We start from the raw sequence: 20,345 nt of genomic DNA, 5'->3' as shown, positions 1-20,345 counted from the left end.
CGCACCTGCCGCCCGAGAACCGGTCAGCCGACCCGCAGCGCCTGCTTCTGCAAATGGATCAGGTCGCCGATGCCTGTCTGCGCCAGGTCCAGCAGGCGGTCCATGGCGGCGCGGTCGAACGCCGCGCCTTCGGCTGTGCCCTGCACTTCGATGAAATGGCCCTGGTCGTTCATCACCACGTTCATGTCGGTGTCGCAGTTCGCGTCTTCGGGATAGTCCAGGTCGAGCACCGGCACGCCGTTCACCATGCCGACCGACACGGCCGCGACGAAATGCCGTACCGGCAGCGCCGTGATCGCGCAGGATGAGAGCAGCGTGCCGAAGGCATCGTGCGCGGCCACCATCGCGCCCGTGATGGCGGCGGTGCGGGTGCCGCCGTCGGCCTGGATCACGTCGCAATCCAGATGCAGCGTGCGCTCGCCGAACGCGTGCAAATCAAACGCGGCGCGCAGCGAGCGGCCGATCAGGCGCTGGATTTCCTGCGTGCGCCCGCTCTGCTTGCCGCGCGCCGCTTCGCGGTCCATGCGCTTGTGGGTCGAACGCGGCAGCATCCCGTATTCCGCGGTCAGCCAGCCCTGGCCCTTCCCTTTCAGGAAGGCCGGTACCTTGTCCTCGATGCTGGCCGTGCAGATCACCCTGGTGTCGCCGAACTCGATCAGCACCGAGCCTTCGGCGTGGCGCGTGTAGTTGCGGGTGATGACGATCGGGCGCAGCTGGTCTGGCGCGCGGCCGCTCGGGCGCGGTGGGTGGGTCATGGGGTCGGTCCTTACTTGAGCAGCTGGGAGGATTTTTCGATCGCTTCGCGGATCTCGGCGATGGCTTTTTCGATATCGTCTTCGTCGAATGCGTCGCTGCCTTCGGGCAGCGGGTCACCGGCGACAATGGTGGAGCTGACGGCATCCTCGGCCAGCATCTGGGTCGAGATCACATTCAGGGCATCGCCATCGATCGTGCCGGCCGCGCCCTGCCAGGCGATGGCCAGCGCGGTCGTGTTGTCGGCCTGCGCGCCGCCGATGGCAGCGGCCATCTGCACCAGTTCCGGCACCGCCTGCACGACGCCGCTCGTGGCCAGGCGGTGCACGATTTCGGTTTCGGGCAGCACGGACCACAAACCGTCCGAGCATAGAAGCAGCATGTCGCCATGCTGCAGGCTGTGCTGCTGCGACAGCTCGATCTTCGGCGGGCTCGACGCGCCCAGGCAGTTATAGAGCTTGTTGCGGTCGGGGTGCGTGTTGCGCTCGGACGGGTCGGCGCGGCCGCGTTCGAGCAGGTACTCGAAATGCGAGTGGTCGCGCGTGCAGGCCAGTACCTGCTTGCGGCGCACCCAGTACAGGCGCGAGTCGCCCACGTGCGCCCAGACGGCGCAGTTATGCTGGATCAGGCAGGCAACGACGGTAGTGCGCGGGATCTCGGGCAGGCCGTGGGTGACGGCATAGGCCTGGATGTCATGGTGCGCCTGCAGCAGCGCTTCTTCGAGGAAGCGCTCGGGCTTTTTCACATACGGGCGCGCCTGCAGGCGGAACATCGCCGACACCGTCTGCAGGGCGATGGTCGCGGCGATCTCCCCGCCCAGGTGGCCGCCCATGCCGTCGGCCAGCAGCAGCAGCAAGGCGTCGCGCGTGTAGCAGTAGCCCATCCGGTCCTGGTTGACCTTGCGTCCGCCAATATGGCTTTGTTGATACACCGAGAATTGCATGACTTCCTTTAATCGCGCCGGAATGCGCCGAGACGGTCGACCAGGCCGCGCCAACCGCCGCGTGCTTCGCCTGAACCTGCGACGTCGGCTTCGGCTGTCGACGGGGCCGTGGCCCGCGCCGGCAGCGGCGCGGCCGGCGCGGCCTGCAGCACCTTCTGGATCTCGAACACGCTTTGCGGCCGCATCAATGGGTCGAGCGCCAGGCACGCGGCCACCAGTTTGACCAGCTCCGGTGAATAATAGCCTGCCAGGCGCGCCAGATGGCGCGGCACGTGATCGTCCATGCGGCGCGCATCGACCGGCGGCGGCGTCGAGCGGCTCATGCAGGCGAGCATGGCCGCGCCCAGGCTGTAGATATCGGTCCAGGGGCCGAGCGCCGCGCCGCGTGTGTACAGGTCGGGGGCAGCAAAACCCGGCGTGTACATCGGGGCGAGCATCGGGGCGTCGGTATGCAGCGTCTGGCGCGCGGCGCCGAAGTCGAGCAGCAGCGGCGAGCCGTCAGTACGCAGGTAGATGTTGGCCGGTTTGAGGTCAAGGTGCAGCAGCTTGTTGGCGTGGACTTCGCGCAGGCCGCTGCAGACGCCGTGGAATACCTGGCGCACGAAGTTTTCGCTTAGGCCATTGCCTTTGGCAGCCGCGCGCGCGATGTGTTCCTGCAGCGAGTGGCCGGACTCGTAGGCCATGACCATATAGACGGTCTCATGGGCGCGGAAGAAATTGAGCACCCGCACCACGTTCGGGTGCACGATGCGCGCCAGGGCGCGGCCCTCTTCGAAAAAACACTTCAGGCCGATGCGAAAGACTGCCAGGTGGGGCTTGGCCACCACCGGAATCAATTGCCCCGGCTGACGCAGCGCCAGCGCGCTTGGCAGGTACTCCTTGATGGCCACTGCATTGCCTTCACTGTCATAGGCAAGATAAACAATACTGAACCCGCCGGACGCAATTTTCTTTACAATGCGGTATCCGGCAATTTCGAGTCCTGCGGGCAGAGGAGCGTTATTCTGTGCAGCCATCCAATTGGGTTTCCTTGCTAAACAGCGCGATTGTGTGGATAAATGTCGGCTTTGTAAAGAATAAAAACCGGGGATTTCATTGAGCATTTCAAGCATGACAGGTTATGCGGTCGCCACCAGCGAAGGCGCTGCCGGAACCCTCACGATCGAAATCAAGAGCGTCAACTCGCGCTTCCTCGATTTGCAGTTCCGCATCAACGACGATTTGCGCGCGCTGGAACCCGATCTGCGAACGGCCATCATGGCCGCCATCCAGCGCGGCAAGGTCGAAGTGCGCGTCTCGTTCGGCCGCAAGGTCAGCGGTGGCGCCGCAGCGCTCAATCAGGAACTGCTGGCCGACCTGGCCCGGCTGCAAGGCGAAGTGGCGCGTCACTTCGCGCAGGCCGCACCCATGACCGTGGCCGAACTGCTGCGCTGGCCCGGTGTCATCGAAGAATCGACCATCGGCCAGGAGTCGCTCCAGGCCGACGTCGCCGCGCTCACGGTTACCACCATTGCCGCGTTCGTCGACAGCCGCCGGCGCGAAGGCGCGGCGCTCGAAACGATGCTGCAATCGCGCATCGAATCGATGGAAGCGATCGTCAAGCGCATCACGCCGCTGATCCCGCAAGTCATTTCGCAATTCCAGAACAAGGCCATCGACCGCATGCAGGACGCGCTGGGCCTGGCCGGTCACGGCAATCCGTCGACGCTCACGCGCCAGGAAGTGCTGGAGCGGATTCGCCAGGAAGTGACCTTGTACGGCATCCGGATCGACGTGTCGGAAGAATTGTCGCGCCTGTCGGCGCACCTGAACGAAACGCGCCACATCCTGAAAAAAGGCGGCCAGGTCGGCAAGCGCCTCGACTTCATGATGCAAGAGCTCAATCGCGAAGCCAACACGCTCGGCGCCAAGGCGTCGGTGAAGGAACTGGCCGATGCGTCGATGGAGCTCAAGCTGCTCATCGAGCAGATGCGTGAACAGGTGCAGAACCTCGAGTAAGTTATAGATTGAATCGTCGGCCGCACCAGAGCCGGTTGAACGCGTGGACGGCTGAGCCGCCCACGCGTTCGACGTTAACCTGACCACCCGCGACACCATGCTCGCGCATATACCGTACTGACAAAGGACCCCGCCATGCTCCCACAAGCCTTTTCCGGCAGCCTGTTCGTCGTCGCCGCCCCATCCGGCGCCGGCAAATCGACCCTGGTCAACGCCCTGCTGGCGAACGAACCTGGCATCAAGCTGTCCATCTCCACGACCACCCGCCCACCGCGCCCGGGCGAACAGGATGGCCGCGAATACCACTTCACGACCGCCGACGATTTCGTCACGCGCGCCGACCGCGGCGAGTTTCTCGAGTGGGCTGAAGTGCACGGCAATTATTACGGCACGAGCCGCCTGTCGGTCGAGCAAGAAATGAAAAACGGCACGGATATTCTGCTGGAAATCGACTGGCAAGGCGCGCGCCAGGTACGCAAGCTGTTCCCGGACGCGGCCGGCATTTTTATTTTGCCACCATCGATCGAAGCGCTGGAACAGCGCCTGCACAAGCGGGGCACCGACGAGCCGCACATCATCACGCGACGCCTGCTGGCGGCGGGCGGCGAGATCGCTCACGCACCCGACTTCGAATATGCTATCATCAACGAAGAGTTTAACGTCGCCCTGGCTGAGCTGCAGGCGATTGTCAAAGCGACACGTTGCCGATTTGCCCAACAAGCTGCCCGCAACGCTACGCTGTTTGCCCAGCTGGGAATCCACGCGAATCAACCACAATCTTGACGAGCGCGCCGTTGCAGGCGCGCCGCACGCGTTGTTTTCACTCATTGTCACCTAACATTCAGCAACCCAGGAGCACACATGGCCCGCATTACCATCGAAGACTGCCTCAAGAACATCCCGAACCGTTTCCAGCTGACCCTGGCAGCAACGTATCGTGCGCGCCAGCTGCTGCAAGGCCACACCCCGAAGGTCGAAGCCAAGGACAAGCCAACCGTCGTCGCCCTGCGCGAGATCGCCGCTGGTAAAGTCGGCATCGAAATGCTGAAAAAAGTCCCGATGTAATCCCATTCGGGGTTGCCTGAATTTGCGTTATCCCGTCTTCTGTTATTCTGATCTCACCGCAGCCAGACGATTAACGTAATGAACCTGTTACCTCCAGATTCTGCTTCACGCAACCCTGCTCCGCGCGAGCGGCGGGCGGACAATCGTCCGCCCGACTTCATCGAGCCCGCCGGCCCCATCGTGCCGGGCGTGGCCTCGGTGACGCAGCTGATCACCAAGCTGTCCGAATACCTTACCCCCGCCGAACTCAAAAAGGTCAAGGAAGCCTACCGCTTCTCTGACGAGATGCACCTGGGCCAGGTCCGCAAGTCGGGCGAGCCCTATATCTCCCATCCGATTGCCGTTGCCGAAATCTGCGCCGAGTGGAAACTCGATGCGCAAGCCATCATGGCCGCGCTGCTGCACGACGTGATCGAAGACCAGGACGTCAAGAAGGATGAGCTGATCGAGCGCTTCGGCGCGCAGGTCGCCAACCTCGTCGACGGTCTGTCCAAGCTCGAGAAAATCGAATTCCAGAGCCAGCTCGAAGCGCAGGCGGAAAACTTCCGCAAGATGCTGCTGGCGATGGCGTCGGACGTGCGCGTCATCCTGATCAAGCTGGCCGACCGCCTCCATAATATGCGCACGCTCGGCTTCATGATTCCGGCCAAGAAGCGCCGCATCGCCGGCGAGACGATGGAAGTCTACGTGCCGATCGCGCACCGCCTCGGCCTGAACAATATCTACCGCGAGCTGCAGGACCTGTCGTTCTCGCACCTCTATCCGGTGCGCTACCAGACGCTGTCCAAGGCGATCAAGTCGGCGCGCGGCAACCGCCGTGAAGTGGTCAAGAAAATCCTCGAAGCGGTCAAGAACCAGCTCGAGGCCGGCGGCCTGAAAGCCGAAGTGCACGGCCGCGAAAAGACCCTGTACGGCATCTATAAAAAGATGCGCAACAAGCACCTGTCGTTCTCGCAGGTGCTCGACGTGTACGGTTTCCGCGTCGTCGTCGACAGCGTGCCCGAGTGTTATGTGGCCCTGGGCACCCTGCACGCGCTGTACAAGCCGATGCCGGGCAAGTTCAAGGACTACATCGCCATCGGCAAGATCAACGGCTACCAGTCGCTGCACACGACGCTGATCGGCCCCTACGGCACGCCCGTCGAATTCCAGATCCGCACGCAGGACATGCACCGCACCGCCGAAAGCGGCGTGGCCGCGCATTGGCTGTACAAGACGGGCGAATCGAATATGTCCGACCTGCAGCAGCGCACCCATGCGTGGCTGCAGTCGCTGCTCGACATCCAGCAGCAAACGGGCGACTCGGCCGAGTTCCTCGAACACGTCAAGGTCGACCTGTTCCCCGATTCGGTCTACGTGTTCACGCCCAAGTCGAAGATCATCGCCCTGCCCCGCGGCGCGACGGCGCTCGACTTTGCCTACTCGATCCACACCGGCATCGGCGACCACACGGTGGGCGTGAAGATCAACAACGAAGAGCAACCGCTGCGCACCGAGCTGCACAACGGTGACATCGTCGAGATCATCACGCAACCCGATTCGCGCCCGAGCCCTACCTGGCTGACGTTCGTCCGTACCGGCAAGGCGCGTTCGGCGATCCGCCATCATCTGCGCCTGGTCGACGTCAACGAGTCGGCCGAGCTGGGCCTCGAGCTGCTGACCCAGGCACTGGCCGTACGCAACATCAAGCCGGATCTGCCCGCCAGTGTCGTCGAGCGCCTGCTGGCCGAGTCGTCGGCCAATTCAATGGAAGAAGTGTTTGCCGACATCGGCATCGGCAAACGCATGCCGACGCTGGTGGCGCGCCAGATCTTCGGTCTGATGGAAGGCGACCCCGACCTGCTGCCGTCGCACAAGCCGCTGCCGGCCAGTGACATTGCTCCCGTCACGATCTATGGCAGCGAAGGCGTGGCCGTCCAGCTGGCGCCGTGCTGCCTGCCGATCCCGGGCGACCAGATCACGGGCCAGCTGCGCCGCGACCAGGCGCTGGTGGTGCACACCTGCGATTGCCAGACGGCCAAGCGCCTGCTCGCAAAGGAACCCGATCGCTGGATCGCCGTGCAGTGGGGCGACGACCTGAACCGCCGCTTCGACTGCCGTATCCGCCTGCTGATCAACAACGAAAAAGGCATCCTCGCCCGCGTGGCTGCCGAGATCGGCGAGTCCGACGCCAACATCACGTATGTGGGCATGGACGAGGACGACGAAAACATGATGACGCAGCTGCGCTTCACGATCCAGATCGCCGACCGGGTGCACCTGGCGCAGCTGATTCGCAATCTGCGCCGCGTGGCGGGCGTGAATCGGGTGGAGCGCGAACGGACGTAATTTCCGTTTTTCGGGACGTTGCCGATATAGGGTGGACGGCTATGCCGTCCACGCGTTCAAACCGACGTTGCTCCGTGGTAGGCGGAGACTGTTTGAACGCGTGGACGGGAAAACCCGTCCACCCTACTTGCTATCCAGGCTCAACTTCAAAATACTCTCGAACGCCGCGCACGCGCCGGCACAGGCATCGGCAATCTCGTCCGGCGACTTCACGTGTTCTTTCAGCGCCAGCATGAACGCACGCCAGCGCGGGCCCGGCCCGGCGTCACTCCCCTTCAGATAGCGCAGCGGATGCGGCGCCATGGCATCCTTCAGCTTCCCGTACAGTACCTTGCCGCCCAGTTGCGAGCCTTCGATCACGTAGCACACGCCCCAGCGGTACGCCGCGCTGGCATGGTGCGGCCACGCGTGGGCCGGCGCCGGTGCACGCAGCGGCGGCATGCCGGGCTCGTCCAGGTCCGCGCCGATCAGCGCCAGGCGTTCGACCGGCGGCAAGACCAGCTGCGGCCCATCCGCGAACGACGCCAGCCACGGCTGCAACGGTGCCAGCCAGTCGCGCACCATCGTCAGGTGCGCCGCATAGTCGTGCAAATCGGGGGCGGGCCCGGACAACGGCAGGCCGCTGTCGAGCCGTTCGTGTTGTTCGCTGGTCGCGGCGCGCAATGCCGCCAGGGGATCTGCCTGCTGGTGCATCGTCGTGTGCGCCGCTTCGTGAGGTCGGTTCATGCGCACATAGTAGCACCGGGCTGCAAGCTCAGTCGGTGACGGGTTCGGGATAGTCGACCGAGATGATTTCGAGCTCGTCCATGCCCAGCGGCGTCTGCAGCTGCGCCACATCGCCTTCGCGGCACTTGGTCAGCGCACGCGCTACCGGCGAGACCCAGCTGATCTTGCCATGCAGTGGATCGAGTTCGTCGATGCCGACGATCGTGATCGTGTGCTCTTCGCCGGCGCCATTGACGTAGCGGACCGTGGCGCCGAAGAACACCTGGTCGTTGCCATGCTGAATGCTCGGATCGACAACGAACGCCGAATCCATGCGCTTGGTGAGAAAGCGGATGCGGCGGTCGATTTCGCGCAGGCGGCGTTTGCCATAGATATAGTCGCCGTTCTCGGAACGGTCGCCATTGGACGCGGCCCAGTGCACGATGCGCACGACTTCGGGCCGGTCGACGTCGATCAGTTGAAGCAGCTCATCCTTGATGCGCTGGTAGCCGGCCGGGGTGATGTAGTTCTTGGCGCCGTCAGGAATCGCCTGCGCCAGCGCCAGGGCTTCATCATCGTCGTCGTTGTCGGACTCTTTTACAAATGCCTTGTTCATGGATGCATTGTAGCGAGACTTGCGCGCCCTTGTCGTATCATTCGACCATGCACCACCCCACCCCGCTCCAGCACGACCCCGACCAGGCCGCCCGACAGGACGAGCGCAGCCGGATCGCGCGCGAGCTGCACGATGACCTGGGCGGCAACCTCATCGCCATCAAGATGGCGCTGGCGCGGCTGGCGGCGCGCGTGCCGGCCGATCAGCCCGGCCTGGCCGGCCAGGCCCAGTACATCGACGACCTGGTCGACCGCACCATCGAATCGGTAGACCGCATTGGGTTCGGCCTGCGCGCCGCCGCGCTCGACCTGGGCCTGGCGGCTGCGCTCGCATGGCAGGCGCGCGAATTCACCCGCCAGACCGGCATCGCCGTGATCACGCACGGCCCCGCCGCGCTGGCGCCCGAGCCGGCGCCGGACCACGCCACCGCTCTCTTCCACATCGCTCAGGAAGCGCTGACCAATATTGCCAAGCATGCAGCCGCGACGCAGGTCACGCTGACGCTGCACCTCGACGATCGCCACCTCACGCTGTCCATCGGCGACAACGGCCGCGGCATCGACCCGGCCGTGCGCGTCGCGCCGGATGCGTTCGGCCTGCGCGGCATGCACGAACGGGCCAGCGCGCTTGGCGGCGCGCTGTCCTTGTCGCCGGCGCCCGGAGGTGGCACGATGTTGACCGTCAAGACCAGGCTGGCGCCGCCCGTGGCCCCGGCACAGAACAAGAAACAGGATGAGTGAAAAAGTAACAATCCGGGTATGCATCGCCGATGACCACGCGATCGTGCGCGAAGGACTCAAGCAGATCCTTGCCGACGAGCGCGACATCGTTGTCGCCGGTGAGGCCGAGGATGGGCACGATGCCGTGCGCCTGGCGGGCAAGACGCGCTGCCACGTGATGTTGCTCGATATCTCGCTGCCCGACCGCAATGGCATCGATGTGCTCAAGCAGATCAAGAAGGACAAGCCCGAGCTGTCGGTGCTGATGTTGTCGATGCACCGTGAAGACCAGTACGCGATTCGCGCGCTCAAGGCGGGCGCGGCCGGCTACATCACCAAGCAGAGCGCGCCGCGCGAACTGGTCACGGCCATCCGGCTGGTGGCAGGCGGGCAAAAGTATGTCAGTGCTGCGCTTGCGCAAAAACTGGCCAGTTCGATCGGCGAAGACCATGAAAGCGCTGCCCATGAGGGGCTGTCGGACCGCGAATACCAGACGCTGACGATGATCGCGTCCGGCATGACCGTGACGCAGATCGCGGGCGAACTGTCGCTGTCGGTCAAGACCATCAGCGAATACCGCGCACGCCTGTTGGTAAAAATGAAACTCCGGAGCAGTGCCGAGCTGACCACGTATGCGATCCGCAACGGCCTGGTCGACTGACGCCCCTGCCGCTTGTACTGCCACTGAATAGTTGTTGATGAGAGGCAAATAAACTGCCTATCATGTCGTCAATCCTGCAAACCCGGCACCGCGCTGCAATCCATGTCCACTCCGTCCACACCCGTCCCCGCTGCACCTGGCGCTGGTTCCGCTGCCACTCCTGCTGCAGGCGCGGCGGCAAACCCTGCCGACATCGCACGCGAGGCGTTTCGCCGCCTGGCCACGCGCCGTATCGCGCCGACGCCGGATGCCTACCGCGCCATCTATGACGAGATTGCCGGTACGCCACCGCCACCGCCCGCACCCGCTCCGGATCCGGGGGCGATCGAGGTACTGAGCGGGTTCGCGCGCCGCATGCTCGACACGCCGGGCGAGCTGGCCGAATACGGCCGGCGCATGACGCGCGCCATCAAGAACGGGGACTGGAGCGGCTACACCCAAGCACTGGCCCAGTTGAGCGAGCGGCATCTGCGGCGCAACACCCCGGTGATGGCGATGGGCGACGAAGAGCCCCAGACGCGCCTGCTGCGCGACATGCTGGCGCGCACGCTGTCGTTTGCCTGCGCATCTCTGCTGAGCGACAACCCGGAACAGGTCAAGGAGGCCGAAGCGCTGGGCGCCTTGGTCAAGACAGCCGTTGGCGAGAGCGAACTGCAGGAGATCGAGGCGCGCCTGAAGCAGTTGTGCTTCCAGATCGAGCTGCGCAAGGATGACAGCGCCGGCCAGCAGGAATTGCTGCTGCGGCTGTTCCGCCTGCTGCTCGACAATATCGAAGGCTTGCTCGAGGACGACAACTACATGCGCGGCCAGGTGGTCGCGGTGCAGGAACTGATCGCCGGCCCGATGGACACGCGCGCGCTGGAAGACGCCACGCGCAGCCTGAAAGACGTGATCATCAAGCAGAGTCACCTGAAGCATGGCATCGCCGACGTGCGCGCGACAATGAAGAACATGATGATGACGTTTGTCGACCGCCTGGGATCGGTGGCCGCCGCGACCGGCGACTACCACGCCAAGCTGGGCGACTTCTCCGAGCGCATCGGCGGCGCGACCGATATCAACGAACTCAATACCGTCCTGAACGACGTGCTGCGCGAGACCCGCCATGCGCAGGACGAAGCATTGGCCTCGCGTGACCGCATGGTGGGCGCGCACCGCGAAGTGCAGGAAGCCGAGCAGCGCATCCGCGAACTCGAAGCCGAGCTGCAGCATATGAGCGAGCTGGTGCGAGAGGATCAACTGACCGGCAGCCTGAACCGCCGCGGCCTGGACGACGTGTTCGAGCGCGAAAGCGCGCGCGCCGACCGCCGCAACACGCCGCTGTGCGTGGCGCTGCTGGATCTCGACAACTTCAAGCGCCTGAACGACACCTACGGGCACCTGGCGGGCGACGCCGCGCTCAAGCACCTGGTCAAGGTCGTGCGCGAGACGCTGCGCTCGATGGACGTGATCGCGCGCTTCGGCGGCGAGGAATTTTTGATCCTGCTGCCCGAGACGACGGTCGACGCGGCAGCGGCCGCCATGGTGCGGGTGCAGCGCGAGCTGACCCGGCACTTCTTCTTGCACGATAACGAGAAGATGCTGATCACCTTCTCGTGCGGGGTGGCGCTGCGGGTGCAGAACGAGGAGCAGGCATCGCTGATGGCGCGCGCCGACAAGGCGATGTACCAGGCCAAGAATAGCGGGAAGAACCGGGTAGTCGTGGCGGATTGACAAGTTCTGAACGCGTGTTTTTCCAGACAGGTAAAAAAAACGATTTATTTTGAGATCCGGCCCTAAACTTTTTCCATAGGGCACCGTTACCAGCAACAACAGCGGTTTGAACGTCACTGAATAGCGAGACGGACCAAAGTGAACAGCAGCACGGTCGCTGCACCCCTAGTAAGACCTAGTCTGGAGAAACACCATGGCATCAGTAATCAACACCAACGTCGCATCCCTGAACTCGCAGCGTAACCTGTCGACCTCGCAATCGCAGCTGAATACCTCGATCCAACGCCTGTCGTCGGGTATGCGCATCAACAGCGCCAAGGATGACGCCGCTGGTCTGGCGATTTCGGACCGCATGAATTCGCAAATCAAGGGCATGACGCAAGCTACCCGTAACGCCAACGATGGCGTGTCGATGGCGCAAACCGCTGAAGGCGCTCTGTCGAGCTCGGGCGACATTCTGCAACGTGTCCGCGAACTGGCTGTTCAATCGTCGAACGCATCGAACTCGGCCAGCGACCGCAAAGCACTGCAAACTGAAGTCACCCAGCTGACCTCGGAACTGAATCGTATCGCCAACACCACCGAGTTCAACGGACAGAAGTTGCTGGACGGCACAATGGGCACCGCGAACTTCCAGGTTGGTGCCAATGCTGGCCAGCTGATCTCGATGACCGGCGCAAACTTCAATACCTCGACCTACGGCAATAACCAAATTGGAAACAATGCGGACGAGGTCACCGCTGCCTCGTTGATTACTGCTGGTAAGGCCGTTATCTCCGGCGCGAACGGCACCAAATCGATCACCACCGCAACGGGTGATACTGCAAAGAGCGTTGCGGCTAAAATCAACACCGAATCGGCAGGGACCGGGGTCACCGCCACCGCACGTACCGATACGTATCTGAAGGGCGGCGCAGGTGCTTATACACTTGACCTGAATTCCGACAATAGCGCCGCTGCCGACAAGGTCACGGTCTCGTTCTCGGTTGGTGGCTCCGGCAGTACGTCGGACGATTACGCTGCGGCCATCAGTGCCTTCAATGCACAGACGGCAAAAACCGGTGTAACTGCATCGTATGAATCACAGAACGGCGGAGGCATCAAGCTGACCAATGCCGAAGGTAATGACATCAAGATCGCGAACACCGGCACAGGCGCCATAGCCATGGGCGGCTACAAGGCCGATGGAGCCCCGCTTAACGCAACCGGTTTTAGTCTGGTCGCCGCCAGCGGCGTCGGTGTGGCCAATGGTCGTATCACCATGGACTCTGACAAGAGCTTTTCCGTTGTCGAAACCACTACTGCTGACGTTGTCACCGCAGGGGCGACCGGCATCAATCTGGGCGGTAGCTCTGCGCTGAAAACGGTTGCCAAAATCGACATCAGCAGTTTTGAAGGGGCCCAGGAAGCAATCAAAGTCGCTGACGCAGCCTTGTCGTCGGTCAACGGCCAACGCGCCCAGTACGGCGCACTACAGTCGCGTTTTGAATCGGCGATCTCGAACCTGTCGTCGTCGACCGAGAACCTGTCAGCATCGCGCAGCCGCATCGTCGATACCGACTTCGCTTCTGAAACCGCAAAGATGACCCGTGGTCAGATCCTGCAACAGGCTGGTACCTCGATGCTGGCCCAGGCCAACTCGCTGCCGAACGGTGTCCTGTCGCTGCTGCGTGGCTAATCGCTAACGAGTAGTAACAACATCAAACGGTAAGCGGTTCCCCGGCTAAAGAAATTTGGCCGGGGAATTTTTACTAGGGGAACGCCATGCAGATCCAATCAACTGGCTCAACGCCCATCACGAAGCTGGACGAACGTCCAGTTGCGACGAGCGGGCAGGCCATTCCGGCGCTGAAAGTGACGCCGGAAAAAGCCCCCGCGGAACCTGATCTCGATGAGGTAACATCCGCCGTCAAGAAACTCAACGAAGCCCTGCCGCAATCGGCGCAGAGCCTGCAATTCGAGATCGACGAAGAGAGCAACGACGTAGTGGTCAAGATCATCGACCGCGACACGCGCGAAGTGGTACGCCAGATGCCGACCAAGGAGGCACTGGCAATGGCCAAATCGATCGACAAGATGATGGGACGTTTGCTCGATCAGACTGCCTGAATCACCTGCCGCTCACCATAAGCGCCGTACCCGCAGGGGTTCGGCGCTTTTTTACATGGCATGGCAGCATCTTCGCCAACCCGCTTCACTAAAATAAAAAGAGAGCGGCCTTTACCGCTCTTAAGAACCGTTTGTTTCTGCCGATAATGACTTACATTATTGCTTTCACCGGAGAAACTAGTGGCTCTCGACATTGACGGCATCGTTGCAAAGCTCATGCAGGCTGAAGCCAGGCCGCTGGACAACTACGCCAAGAAAACGGCCGCACTGCAGGCGAAAAACACGGCACTGAACCAGGTCAGCGCCGCAGTCGGCGCTTTCCAGGGCGCGCTGACGTCGCTGAACCAGTCAAACACGTTCCAAGGTCTGAGCGCCACGCCCTCCAACAAGAATATCTTCACCGGCACCGCCGGCGCTGGCGCCGTGCCAGGCAAGTACAAGGTCAACGTGACCCAGCTGGCCCAGTCGCAGAGCCTCAAGACGACCGGCATGGCCAGCAGCACCAGCACCATCGGCGCCGGTGCGCCAACCAATCTGACGTTCCAGTTCGGCACCGTGACCGGCGGCGGCTTCGGCGCCACCGGCAATGCGCTGGGCCTGGCCGCAGCTACGGGCGGCATCGCCAACGGCTCGCTGAGCCTGAACGGCGTGGCGATCAGCACCAGTCCGACCACCCGCAGCGCCCGCGCGCTGGCCGAGGCCATCAATGCGCAGAGCGAAAAAACCGGCGTCGTCGCCACGGCGGGCAGCACCGAGACCGCCGCCGACCTGTTCGCCGGCTTTGGCGACGTCAGCGTCACTGCCGGTTCCAGCTACGCGCTGTCGGTCGGCGGCGTGCAGCTGGCGAATCTGAATACCGGCAGCGCACCGCTCACGGGCGCCGGCCTCGATACCACACTGGCCAGCGCCGGCACGCGCAACGCTCTTGCTGCAGCGAACATTACTGTAAGCGGCAGCGCCGCTGCCGGTACGCTGCAGTTCAAGGCCGCCGATGGCAACACCATCGACGTGACCGAAACCGTTACCGGGACTGTAAAGGGCGGCATCAAGCACGCTGCCGGAGTAGACAATGCCGGCGCGACCACGACGGCGACGGCCGGCGTCACGCTTCGCTCGAACAACGGTAACCAGATCCTGGTTGGCGGCAACAACCCGGCGTCGGCCGGCTTTACTGCGGGCAGCGTCGGATTGCACCAAGGGTCCGGCTTTTCGCTCAATGGCGCGCTCAACAGCAAAACGATCACGCTGGAAGCGGGCGACCAGACGCTGCAAGGCATCCGCGACGCCATCAACAAGGCCGACATGGGCGTGACTGCGACCATCGTCTCCGATGGCAGCAGCAAGCCGTTCCACCTCGTGGTCACGTCGAACAAGACTGGCGAGGCGACGTCGATGAAGATCGGCGTGGCTGGTGAAGACGGCTCGGCGGGCGACCCGGCCCTTGTTTCGCTGTTGGGGTATGACCCGACCGGCGCGCAAGGCATGTCCCAGACTGCCGGTGCCCAGAGCACGCTGCTGAACATGAACGGCATCGAAATCAAGAGCGACAGCACCAGCGTCAAGGATGCGATCCAGGGCGTGACGCTCGACGTGAGCGCGGTCGGCAGCAGCACGCTGACGGTCACCAAAGACACGGCGGCCATCAGCACGGCGGTCAACGACTTCGTCAAGGCGTACAACACGCTCAACACGACAATGAGCGGCCTGACGAAGTACAACGCCGAAACCAAAAAGGGCGCCATTTTGCAGGGCGACGCCAGCGTGCGCGCGATCCAGAGCCAGATGCGGCGACAGATCAGCGCCGTCGTCGAGGGCACGGGCGGTAAACTCAATTCGCTGAGCCAGATCGGCATTGCATTCCAGCAGGACGGCAGCCTGAAGGTGGATTCAAGCAAACTGAACAAGGCAATCACCGACAACGCGGCCGACTTTGGCGGGCTGTTTGCCGCGATGGGCTCGACCACCGACGGCCTGGTCAAGTTCGACAAATCGACTGCTGCTACCAAGGCCGGCACCTATGGCGTGAACATCACCAACCTCGCGACCCAAGGTACGCTGACAAGCAGCGCCCCGTTGAACGCCACATCGACCATTGCACCGAACACGGTATGGCGCGTCACGCTGAACCAGACCGATCCTGTTACCGACAGCAAGACGCAGGAAATCAAGCTGCCTGCCGGCACCTATAACAAGGATGACCTGGCAGCGCTGCTGCGTTCGTCGATCAATGGCAACGCAGTCTTCGCCGGTGCGGGCGATACGGTCGAGGCCAAGGCGGGCGACGATCGCATCCTGACACTGTCGTCGAGCAAATACGGGGAGACTTCGAATATTTCGATTGCGGGCGTCAGCGGCAGCACGGTCGATTCGATCTTCGGCGGCGCCGCGCCAAGCAAGGGCTCGGACGTCGTCGGCACAATCGGCGGCGTGGCCGCCACCGGCAACGGGCAGGCGCTGACGGCAGCGGCAGGCTCGAACGCGGAAGGCATCCAGGTATCGATCACCGGCGGCATTCTCGGCGATCGCGGCACCGTGACGTTCTCGCAGGGCTTCGCGTTCCAGCTCAATAACCTGGCGACCAGCTTCGTCGGCAAGGACAGCCTGCTCAAGAGCAAAACCGACGGTCTGAACGTGTCGATCAAATCGGTCGCCGACCAGGCCGCGCGCTTCGAAACCCGCCTGGAAAGCATCGAAAAACGCTACCGCGCCCAGTTCGTCGCGCTCGACGCCATGATGTCGTCGATGCAATCGACCTCGGACTACCTTACACAACAGTTGGCGTCCATCGCGGCCAACTCATAATTTCAGCATCACCGGAGAATCTCATATGTTTGGAACCCCGAAACGCGGCGTTGGCGCCTATGCAACGGTTGGCCTGGAAACCGGCGTTGCTGCAGCGTCGCCACAGAAGCTGGTCGTGATGCTGTACGACGGCGTGATCGTTGCGCTGCTCAGCGCCATTAACCACATCAAATCGTCGAACGTGGCCGCCAAGGGCGCCTCGATCTCGAAGGCCATCACGATCATCGACAATGGCCTGCGCGCCTCGCTCGACCAGAAAGCGGGCGGCGAAATCGCACAGAACCTCGATGCGTTGTACGATTACATGAGCCGCCGCCTGCTGCAGGCCAATATGAAGAACGACATCGCGATCATCGAAGAAGTCCATGGCCTGATGTCCGACCTGCGCGAAGCCTGGGTCCAGATCGGCGAAAAGAACGATGCGCCCGAGCAGGCCGTGCCGGCCATCCAGCGTGCCCCTACCCTGATGAGCGCATAAGGTTGACGATGACGATGACGATGAACGGGCAAGAAGTGGTGTCGGTCTACGAAACGATGGTCGGTATCACCGAGCGCATGCTCGACGCGGCCACCGCCAGCGAATGGGATCGCCTGGCCGAACTCGAACAGGAATGCGCCGCCCATGCGCGCCGCCTCAAGGCCAACGAAGGCGTCAGCCCGCTGGCCGGCCAGGAGCGCGTGCGCAAGGTCGATGCGATCCGCCGCATGCTGGACGCCGACCGCCGCATCCGCGACCTGACCAGCCCATGGATGGCGCACCTGTCGTCCCTGATCAACAGCAAATCGACCGAACGCCGCGTCGCGCGCGCCTACGGCATCTGATGCGCCCGGCGGGGGTTGACTGATGCTGCCCCGCGATCTTGTTTCCGCCGTCACGCGCGTCACGCCGGCCCAGGCCGCCGAGCAGGCGGTCGACCCGCGCCAGCAAGCCTTTGCGCGCGCCGTCGCGCCGCTGCTGGGCAAGGCGATCCACGGCGAAGTCCAGGCCAGACTCACCGACGGCACCTTTGTCGTCAAGTTCGCCGACACCCAGGCGCGCATGCAACTGCCTCCCGGCGCCCTGGTCGGTGCCGACGTGCCGCTCACGCTGATCGGCCTGCATCCCCGCCCCACCTTCCAGGTTGGCACCCAGACCACCGCCACGGGCTTTGCCGAAGCCGGCCCCGCACCGCAAGCGGAAACTGACGCGCCGGGTGCCCCGCTGGGCTACCGCGAAGGCGCCGCCCTCGGCCGCGCCGGCGCGCTGCTGGCCTCCAGCGCCGGGCTGGGCACGCAGGCCTTCGCCGGCGGCACCGAAGCAAAAAACACCACGCTGAGTCCCACCGCCCAGGCCCTGGCCGGCGTGCTGGCGGCCGCCCAGAAAGCCGAGACGGTGCTGACCGCCGTCACCGGCCATGCGCCACTGGTGGCCACCCCGGACGCCGACCCGGCGGCGCTGGCTGCCGGCCTGAAACAGGCATTCGGCAAGAGCGGCCTGTTCTACGAATCGCACGTGGCCGAATGGGCGCAGGGGTCGCGCGCGCTGGCCGAACTGGCGAACGAGCCGCAGCAGCAGGCTGCGCAGGCCGGCGCGCGCCCGAATCCGCAGGATCCCGCGACCGCGCAGTTCATCAGCATGCAGCTGGCGGCGCAGGAGCAGTCGCAACTGGCGTGGAAAGGCCAGCTGTGGCCCGGCCAGCCGATGGAATGGGACGTGCAGCGCGAAGCCCACGGCGGCGGCGGCGACGAGCAGGCGATCTGGAACAGCCGCCTGCGCCTGCGCTTTCCTGAACTGGGCGAACTCGATGTGCAGCTGCGGATGGTGGGCGGCGCCTTGCAGATCGGGCTGGCGACCGGCGACGACGCCACCGCCGCCCTGCTGCGCCAGCACGCGCCGAACCTGGCCGGCGCGCTCGAGTCGGTCGGCACGCCGCTGGCGGGGTTCGACGCGCGCGCGCGGGCCGCGGTCGCGCCGCAGAATGATGATGATGGTGGCCATGAATAAGCTGGCCAACCAGCGCATCAAGAGCGCCGTGGCGATGGCCTACAGCGCCGGCGAAAAAGCGCCGACGGTGGTGGCCAAGGGCTCCGGCATGGTCGCCGAACAGATCATCCAGCGCGCCCAGGATGCGGGTGTGTTCGTGCACGAATCGAAAGAGCTGGTGTCGCTGCTCATGCAGGTCGATCTGGACCGCGAAATACCGCCGACGCTGTATCGAGCAATTGCGGAACTGTTGGCGTGGCTATATCATATTGAGTCGGCTAAAAAGAACGGTGAATCAATCCCCACCGCACCTGATCCGACGCCCCACCTCCCCCCAGAACAAGCGTCAAGGACATAAAGCCTAGCAATGGATGAAGCAGAACTGGAAGACTGGCACGACTACGAAGTCGCATCGCGCCGCGAGATCATCTCGCTGCTGCGCCAGATCGGCGAACACAACCAGCTGATCCGCCTGCTGATCAGGGGTGAGGCCGACGTCTGCGTGACCTCGATCCTGGCCGTGGACGAAGACAGCAACACGATCGTGCTCGATCGCTCGATCGATCCGGCCCAGAACCAGCGCATGACGGGCGCAGCGCGCGCGAAATGCGAAACCACGCTCGACAAGATCCGCATCCTGTTCGGGGCCGCCAACCTGGCCCCGACCGTCTGGCGCGGCGAGCCGGCACTGCGCGCCGACATTCCCCCTACCCTGATCCGCCTGCAGCGGCGCGAGTACTACCGGATGGCCACGCCGGTCAGCAATCCGGTGCGCGCACTGATTCCGGTCCCGATGGATGGCGGTGCCGGCGGCATGAGCGTATTCGCGCTGCATGACATCAGCGTGGGCGGCATTGCCCTTCTCGACAGCAAGCTGCTGCTCGATACCACGGTCGGGCGCGTGATCGCCAACTGCCGCATCGAACTGCCCGAGATCGGGCCGATCGCGACCTCGCTCGAGATCCGCAACTCGCTCGACCTCACGCTGCTGAACCACAAGACCACGCGCCGCATCGGCTGCCAGTTCGTCGACATCTCGCGCGGCGCGCTGGCGTCGGTGCAGCGCTACATCACCAAGCTCGAACGCGAGCGCAATGCGAAGCTGGCCGGGCTGGCTTGAACTGTCCGCGGTCAGCCTTGTTTGCTGGCCGCGACCGCTTCCAGGATCACCTTGGCCACATCGGCCGGGCGCGACTGCTGCGGCACGTGGCTCGATGGCAGCACGGTGGTGCGGGCGCCAATTTTCTTTGCCATTGCGCGCTGCAGTTGCGGATCGATCATGCGGTCCTTGCTGCTGACGATATACCACGACGGTTTGACTTTCCACGCAGCGCTGGCGGCTTTCTCGCCAAAAGCGCTGCCCTTGATCGGCCCCTGGGTCGCGCTCATCACGGCGGTCTGCGCGGCCGGCACGTCCTGCGCGAAGTCGTCGCGCATCGCCGCCGGCGGCAGGGTCAGGAAGCCTTCGCTGTCGGCCACCAGCTTGCCGATCCCCGGCGACGGCGCATACCCCTTGCCCAGCTCCGCGCTGGCCTGGCCGGCATCCGGCGCGAACGCCGCCACATACACCAGCGCCGCGACCTTGTCGTGGATGCCGGCTTCGGTAATCACGGTGCCGCCCCAAGAGTGACCGACCAGCACCACCTTGCCGGTCTGCGCATCGAGCACGCGCCGGGTGACGGCGACATCGTCCTTCAATGATGTGAGCGGATTCTGGATCGCGGTGACGTTCACGCCCTTCGCCTGCAGCAACGGGATCACCTTGGCCCAGTCGGAACCGTCGGCAAAGGCGCCGTGGACGATGACGACGGACGTCCCTGCTGGCGCCGGTGCGGCTGCCGGCGCGGTTGCCGGCGCTGCTGCCGATGCCGTGCCGGTGACGACGGCGGCTGCGATGGCGATGGTGCGAAGGGTGGTGGCAAGTGTGGTCATGAAGTTCTCCTGGTGGGTGGTTGCTACGGTGAACCCAG

At 63.8% G+C, this 20,345-nt stretch carries 21 protein-coding genes; 15 read left to right on the top strand and 6 right to left on the bottom strand.

Annotated elements, in window-relative coordinates:
- Positions 1 to 23: 23 nt before the first annotated feature.
- Genes rph through AC56LN_RS03770 form a run of 3 tightly spaced genes read right to left on the bottom strand, consistent with a single transcriptional unit; the run spans position 24 to position 2,712 of the window.
- Positions 24 to 755: a ribonuclease PH gene (gene rph, locus AC56LN_RS03780; protein ID WP_499570016.1), complete on the bottom strand. Its 732-nt coding sequence runs from the start codon at positions 753 to 755 to the stop codon at positions 24 to 26.
- Positions 756 to 766: 11 nt separating this feature from the next.
- The gene (locus AC56LN_RS03775) at positions 767 to 1,696 is read right to left on the bottom strand and encodes a PP2C family protein-serine/threonine phosphatase (RefSeq protein ID WP_499570015.1); all 930 of its coding nucleotides are present in this window, start codon (positions 1,694 to 1,696) and stop codon (positions 767 to 769) included.
- 8 nt (positions 1,697 to 1,704) lie between these two features.
- Positions 1,705 to 2,712 (bottom strand): serine/threonine-protein kinase, encoded by a 1,008-nt coding sequence (locus tag AC56LN_RS03770; RefSeq protein ID WP_499570014.1) that lies wholly within the window; start codon positions 2,710 to 2,712, stop codon positions 1,705 to 1,707.
- A gap of 94 nt (positions 2,713 to 2,806) precedes the next feature.
- On the opposite strand from AC56LN_RS03770, the gene AC56LN_RS03765 reads away from it, so the two are divergent.
- The 4 genes from AC56LN_RS03765 to AC56LN_RS03750 all read left to right on the top strand — a co-directional run bounded on the left by AC56LN_RS03765 (position 2,807) and on the right by AC56LN_RS03750 (position 7,087).
- Positions 2,807 to 3,694 (top strand): YicC/YloC family endoribonuclease, encoded by an 888-nt coding sequence (locus AC56LN_RS03765; protein WP_499570013.1) that lies wholly within the window; start codon positions 2,807 to 2,809, stop codon positions 3,692 to 3,694.
- A gap of 135 nt (positions 3,695 to 3,829) precedes the next feature.
- Complete coding sequence (gene gmk, locus AC56LN_RS03760) at positions 3,830 to 4,477, top strand: guanylate kinase (RefSeq protein ID WP_499570012.1); 648 nt, start codon at positions 3,830 to 3,832, stop codon at positions 4,475 to 4,477.
- A gap of 78 nt (positions 4,478 to 4,555) precedes the next feature.
- On the top strand, positions 4,556 to 4,759 hold the full coding sequence (rpoZ, locus tag AC56LN_RS03755; protein ID WP_019922806.1) for a DNA-directed RNA polymerase subunit omega: 204 nt from the start codon (positions 4,556 to 4,558) through the stop codon (positions 4,757 to 4,759).
- Positions 4,760 to 4,837: 78 nt separating this feature from the next.
- Positions 4,838 to 7,087, top strand: coding sequence for a RelA/SpoT family protein (locus AC56LN_RS03750; RefSeq protein WP_499570011.1), 2,250 nt, complete (start codon positions 4,838 to 4,840; stop codon positions 7,085 to 7,087).
- A gap of 123 nt (positions 7,088 to 7,210) precedes the next feature.
- Here AC56LN_RS03750 and AC56LN_RS03745 read toward each other — a convergent pair whose 3' ends face one another.
- The gene (locus AC56LN_RS03745; protein WP_499570009.1) at positions 7,211 to 7,813 is read right to left on the bottom strand and encodes a biliverdin-producing heme oxygenase; all 603 of its coding nucleotides are present in this window, start codon (positions 7,811 to 7,813) and stop codon (positions 7,211 to 7,213) included.
- A gap of 28 nt (positions 7,814 to 7,841) precedes the next feature.
- A complete protein-coding gene (gene greB, locus AC56LN_RS03740) occupies positions 7,842 to 8,408 on the bottom strand; it encodes a transcription elongation factor GreB (protein WP_343028046.1) in 567 nt (188 codons plus the stop codon).
- A gap of 47 nt (positions 8,409 to 8,455) precedes the next feature.
- Here greB and AC56LN_RS03735 point away from each other — a divergent pair, with 47 nt between their 5' ends.
- From AC56LN_RS03735 to AC56LN_RS03685, 11 genes are all read left to right on the top strand, one after another.
- Positions 8,456 to 9,148: a sensor histidine kinase gene (locus tag AC56LN_RS03735; RefSeq protein ID WP_499570008.1), complete on the top strand. Its 693-nt coding sequence runs from the start codon at positions 8,456 to 8,458 to the stop codon at positions 9,146 to 9,148.
- Positions 9,141 to 9,788 carry a response regulator gene (locus AC56LN_RS03730; RefSeq protein WP_482899772.1) on the top strand — a complete coding sequence of 216 codons (648 nt, stop codon included), beginning with the start codon at positions 9,141 to 9,143 and terminating at the stop codon, positions 9,786 to 9,788. The genes AC56LN_RS03735 and AC56LN_RS03730 overlap by 8 nt, the downstream gene beginning before the upstream one ends.
- A gap of 102 nt (positions 9,789 to 9,890) precedes the next feature.
- Entirely contained in the window at positions 9,891 to 11,501 is a 1,611-nt protein-coding gene (locus tag AC56LN_RS03725; protein ID WP_499570007.1) for a GGDEF domain-containing protein, read from the top strand.
- 193 nt (positions 11,502 to 11,694) lie between these two features.
- On the top strand, positions 11,695 to 13,179 hold the full coding sequence (locus tag AC56LN_RS03720; RefSeq protein ID WP_499570006.1) for a flagellin N-terminal helical domain-containing protein: 1,485 nt from the start codon (positions 11,695 to 11,697) through the stop codon (positions 13,177 to 13,179).
- An 86-nt stretch (positions 13,180 to 13,265) separates the two neighbouring features.
- The gene (locus AC56LN_RS03715) at positions 13,266 to 13,610 is read left to right on the top strand and encodes a flagellar protein FlaG (RefSeq protein ID WP_499570005.1); all 345 of its coding nucleotides are present in this window, start codon (positions 13,266 to 13,268) and stop codon (positions 13,608 to 13,610) included.
- A gap of 180 nt (positions 13,611 to 13,790) precedes the next feature.
- Positions 13,791 to 16,412, top strand: coding sequence for a flagellar filament capping protein FliD (gene fliD, locus AC56LN_RS03710; RefSeq protein WP_499570004.1), 2,622 nt, complete (start codon positions 13,791 to 13,793; stop codon positions 16,410 to 16,412).
- Between the two features lie 25 nt (positions 16,413 to 16,437).
- Positions 16,438 to 16,890, top strand: a complete 453-nt coding sequence (gene fliS, locus AC56LN_RS03705) for a flagellar export chaperone FliS (protein WP_499570002.1) — start codon at positions 16,438 to 16,440, stop codon at positions 16,888 to 16,890.
- An 8-nt stretch (positions 16,891 to 16,898) separates the two neighbouring features.
- Positions 16,899 to 17,234, top strand: coding sequence for a flagellar protein FliT (locus AC56LN_RS03700; protein WP_482899778.1), 336 nt, complete (start codon positions 16,899 to 16,901; stop codon positions 17,232 to 17,234).
- A gap of 22 nt (positions 17,235 to 17,256) precedes the next feature.
- Positions 17,257 to 18,396 (top strand): flagellar hook-length control protein FliK, encoded by a 1,140-nt coding sequence (fliK, locus tag AC56LN_RS03695; protein ID WP_499569999.1) that lies wholly within the window; start codon positions 17,257 to 17,259, stop codon positions 18,394 to 18,396.
- Positions 18,389 to 18,733, top strand: a complete 345-nt coding sequence (locus AC56LN_RS03690; protein WP_499569998.1) for an EscU/YscU/HrcU family type III secretion system export apparatus switch protein — start codon at positions 18,389 to 18,391, stop codon at positions 18,731 to 18,733. The genes fliK and AC56LN_RS03690 overlap by 8 nt, the downstream gene beginning before the upstream one ends.
- A 9-nt stretch (positions 18,734 to 18,742) precedes the next feature.
- Positions 18,743 to 19,495 carry a flagellar brake protein gene (locus AC56LN_RS03685; protein ID WP_499569996.1) on the top strand — a complete coding sequence of 251 codons (753 nt, stop codon included), beginning with the start codon at positions 18,743 to 18,745 and terminating at the stop codon, positions 19,493 to 19,495.
- An 11-nt stretch (positions 19,496 to 19,506) separates the two neighbouring features.
- Here the strand turns inward: AC56LN_RS03685 and AC56LN_RS03680 are convergent, their stop codons facing one another.
- Positions 19,507 to 20,307 carry an alpha/beta fold hydrolase gene (locus AC56LN_RS03680; protein ID WP_499569995.1) on the bottom strand — a complete coding sequence of 267 codons (801 nt, stop codon included), beginning with the start codon at positions 20,305 to 20,307 and terminating at the stop codon, positions 19,507 to 19,509.
- Positions 20,308 to 20,345 lie beyond the last annotated feature (38 nt).

The organism is Telluria sp. ZT3P26 (assembly GCF_059686035.1).
Note: the sequence above shows the minus strand (reverse complement) of the source record. Positions and strands in the feature narration are given on the sequence as shown.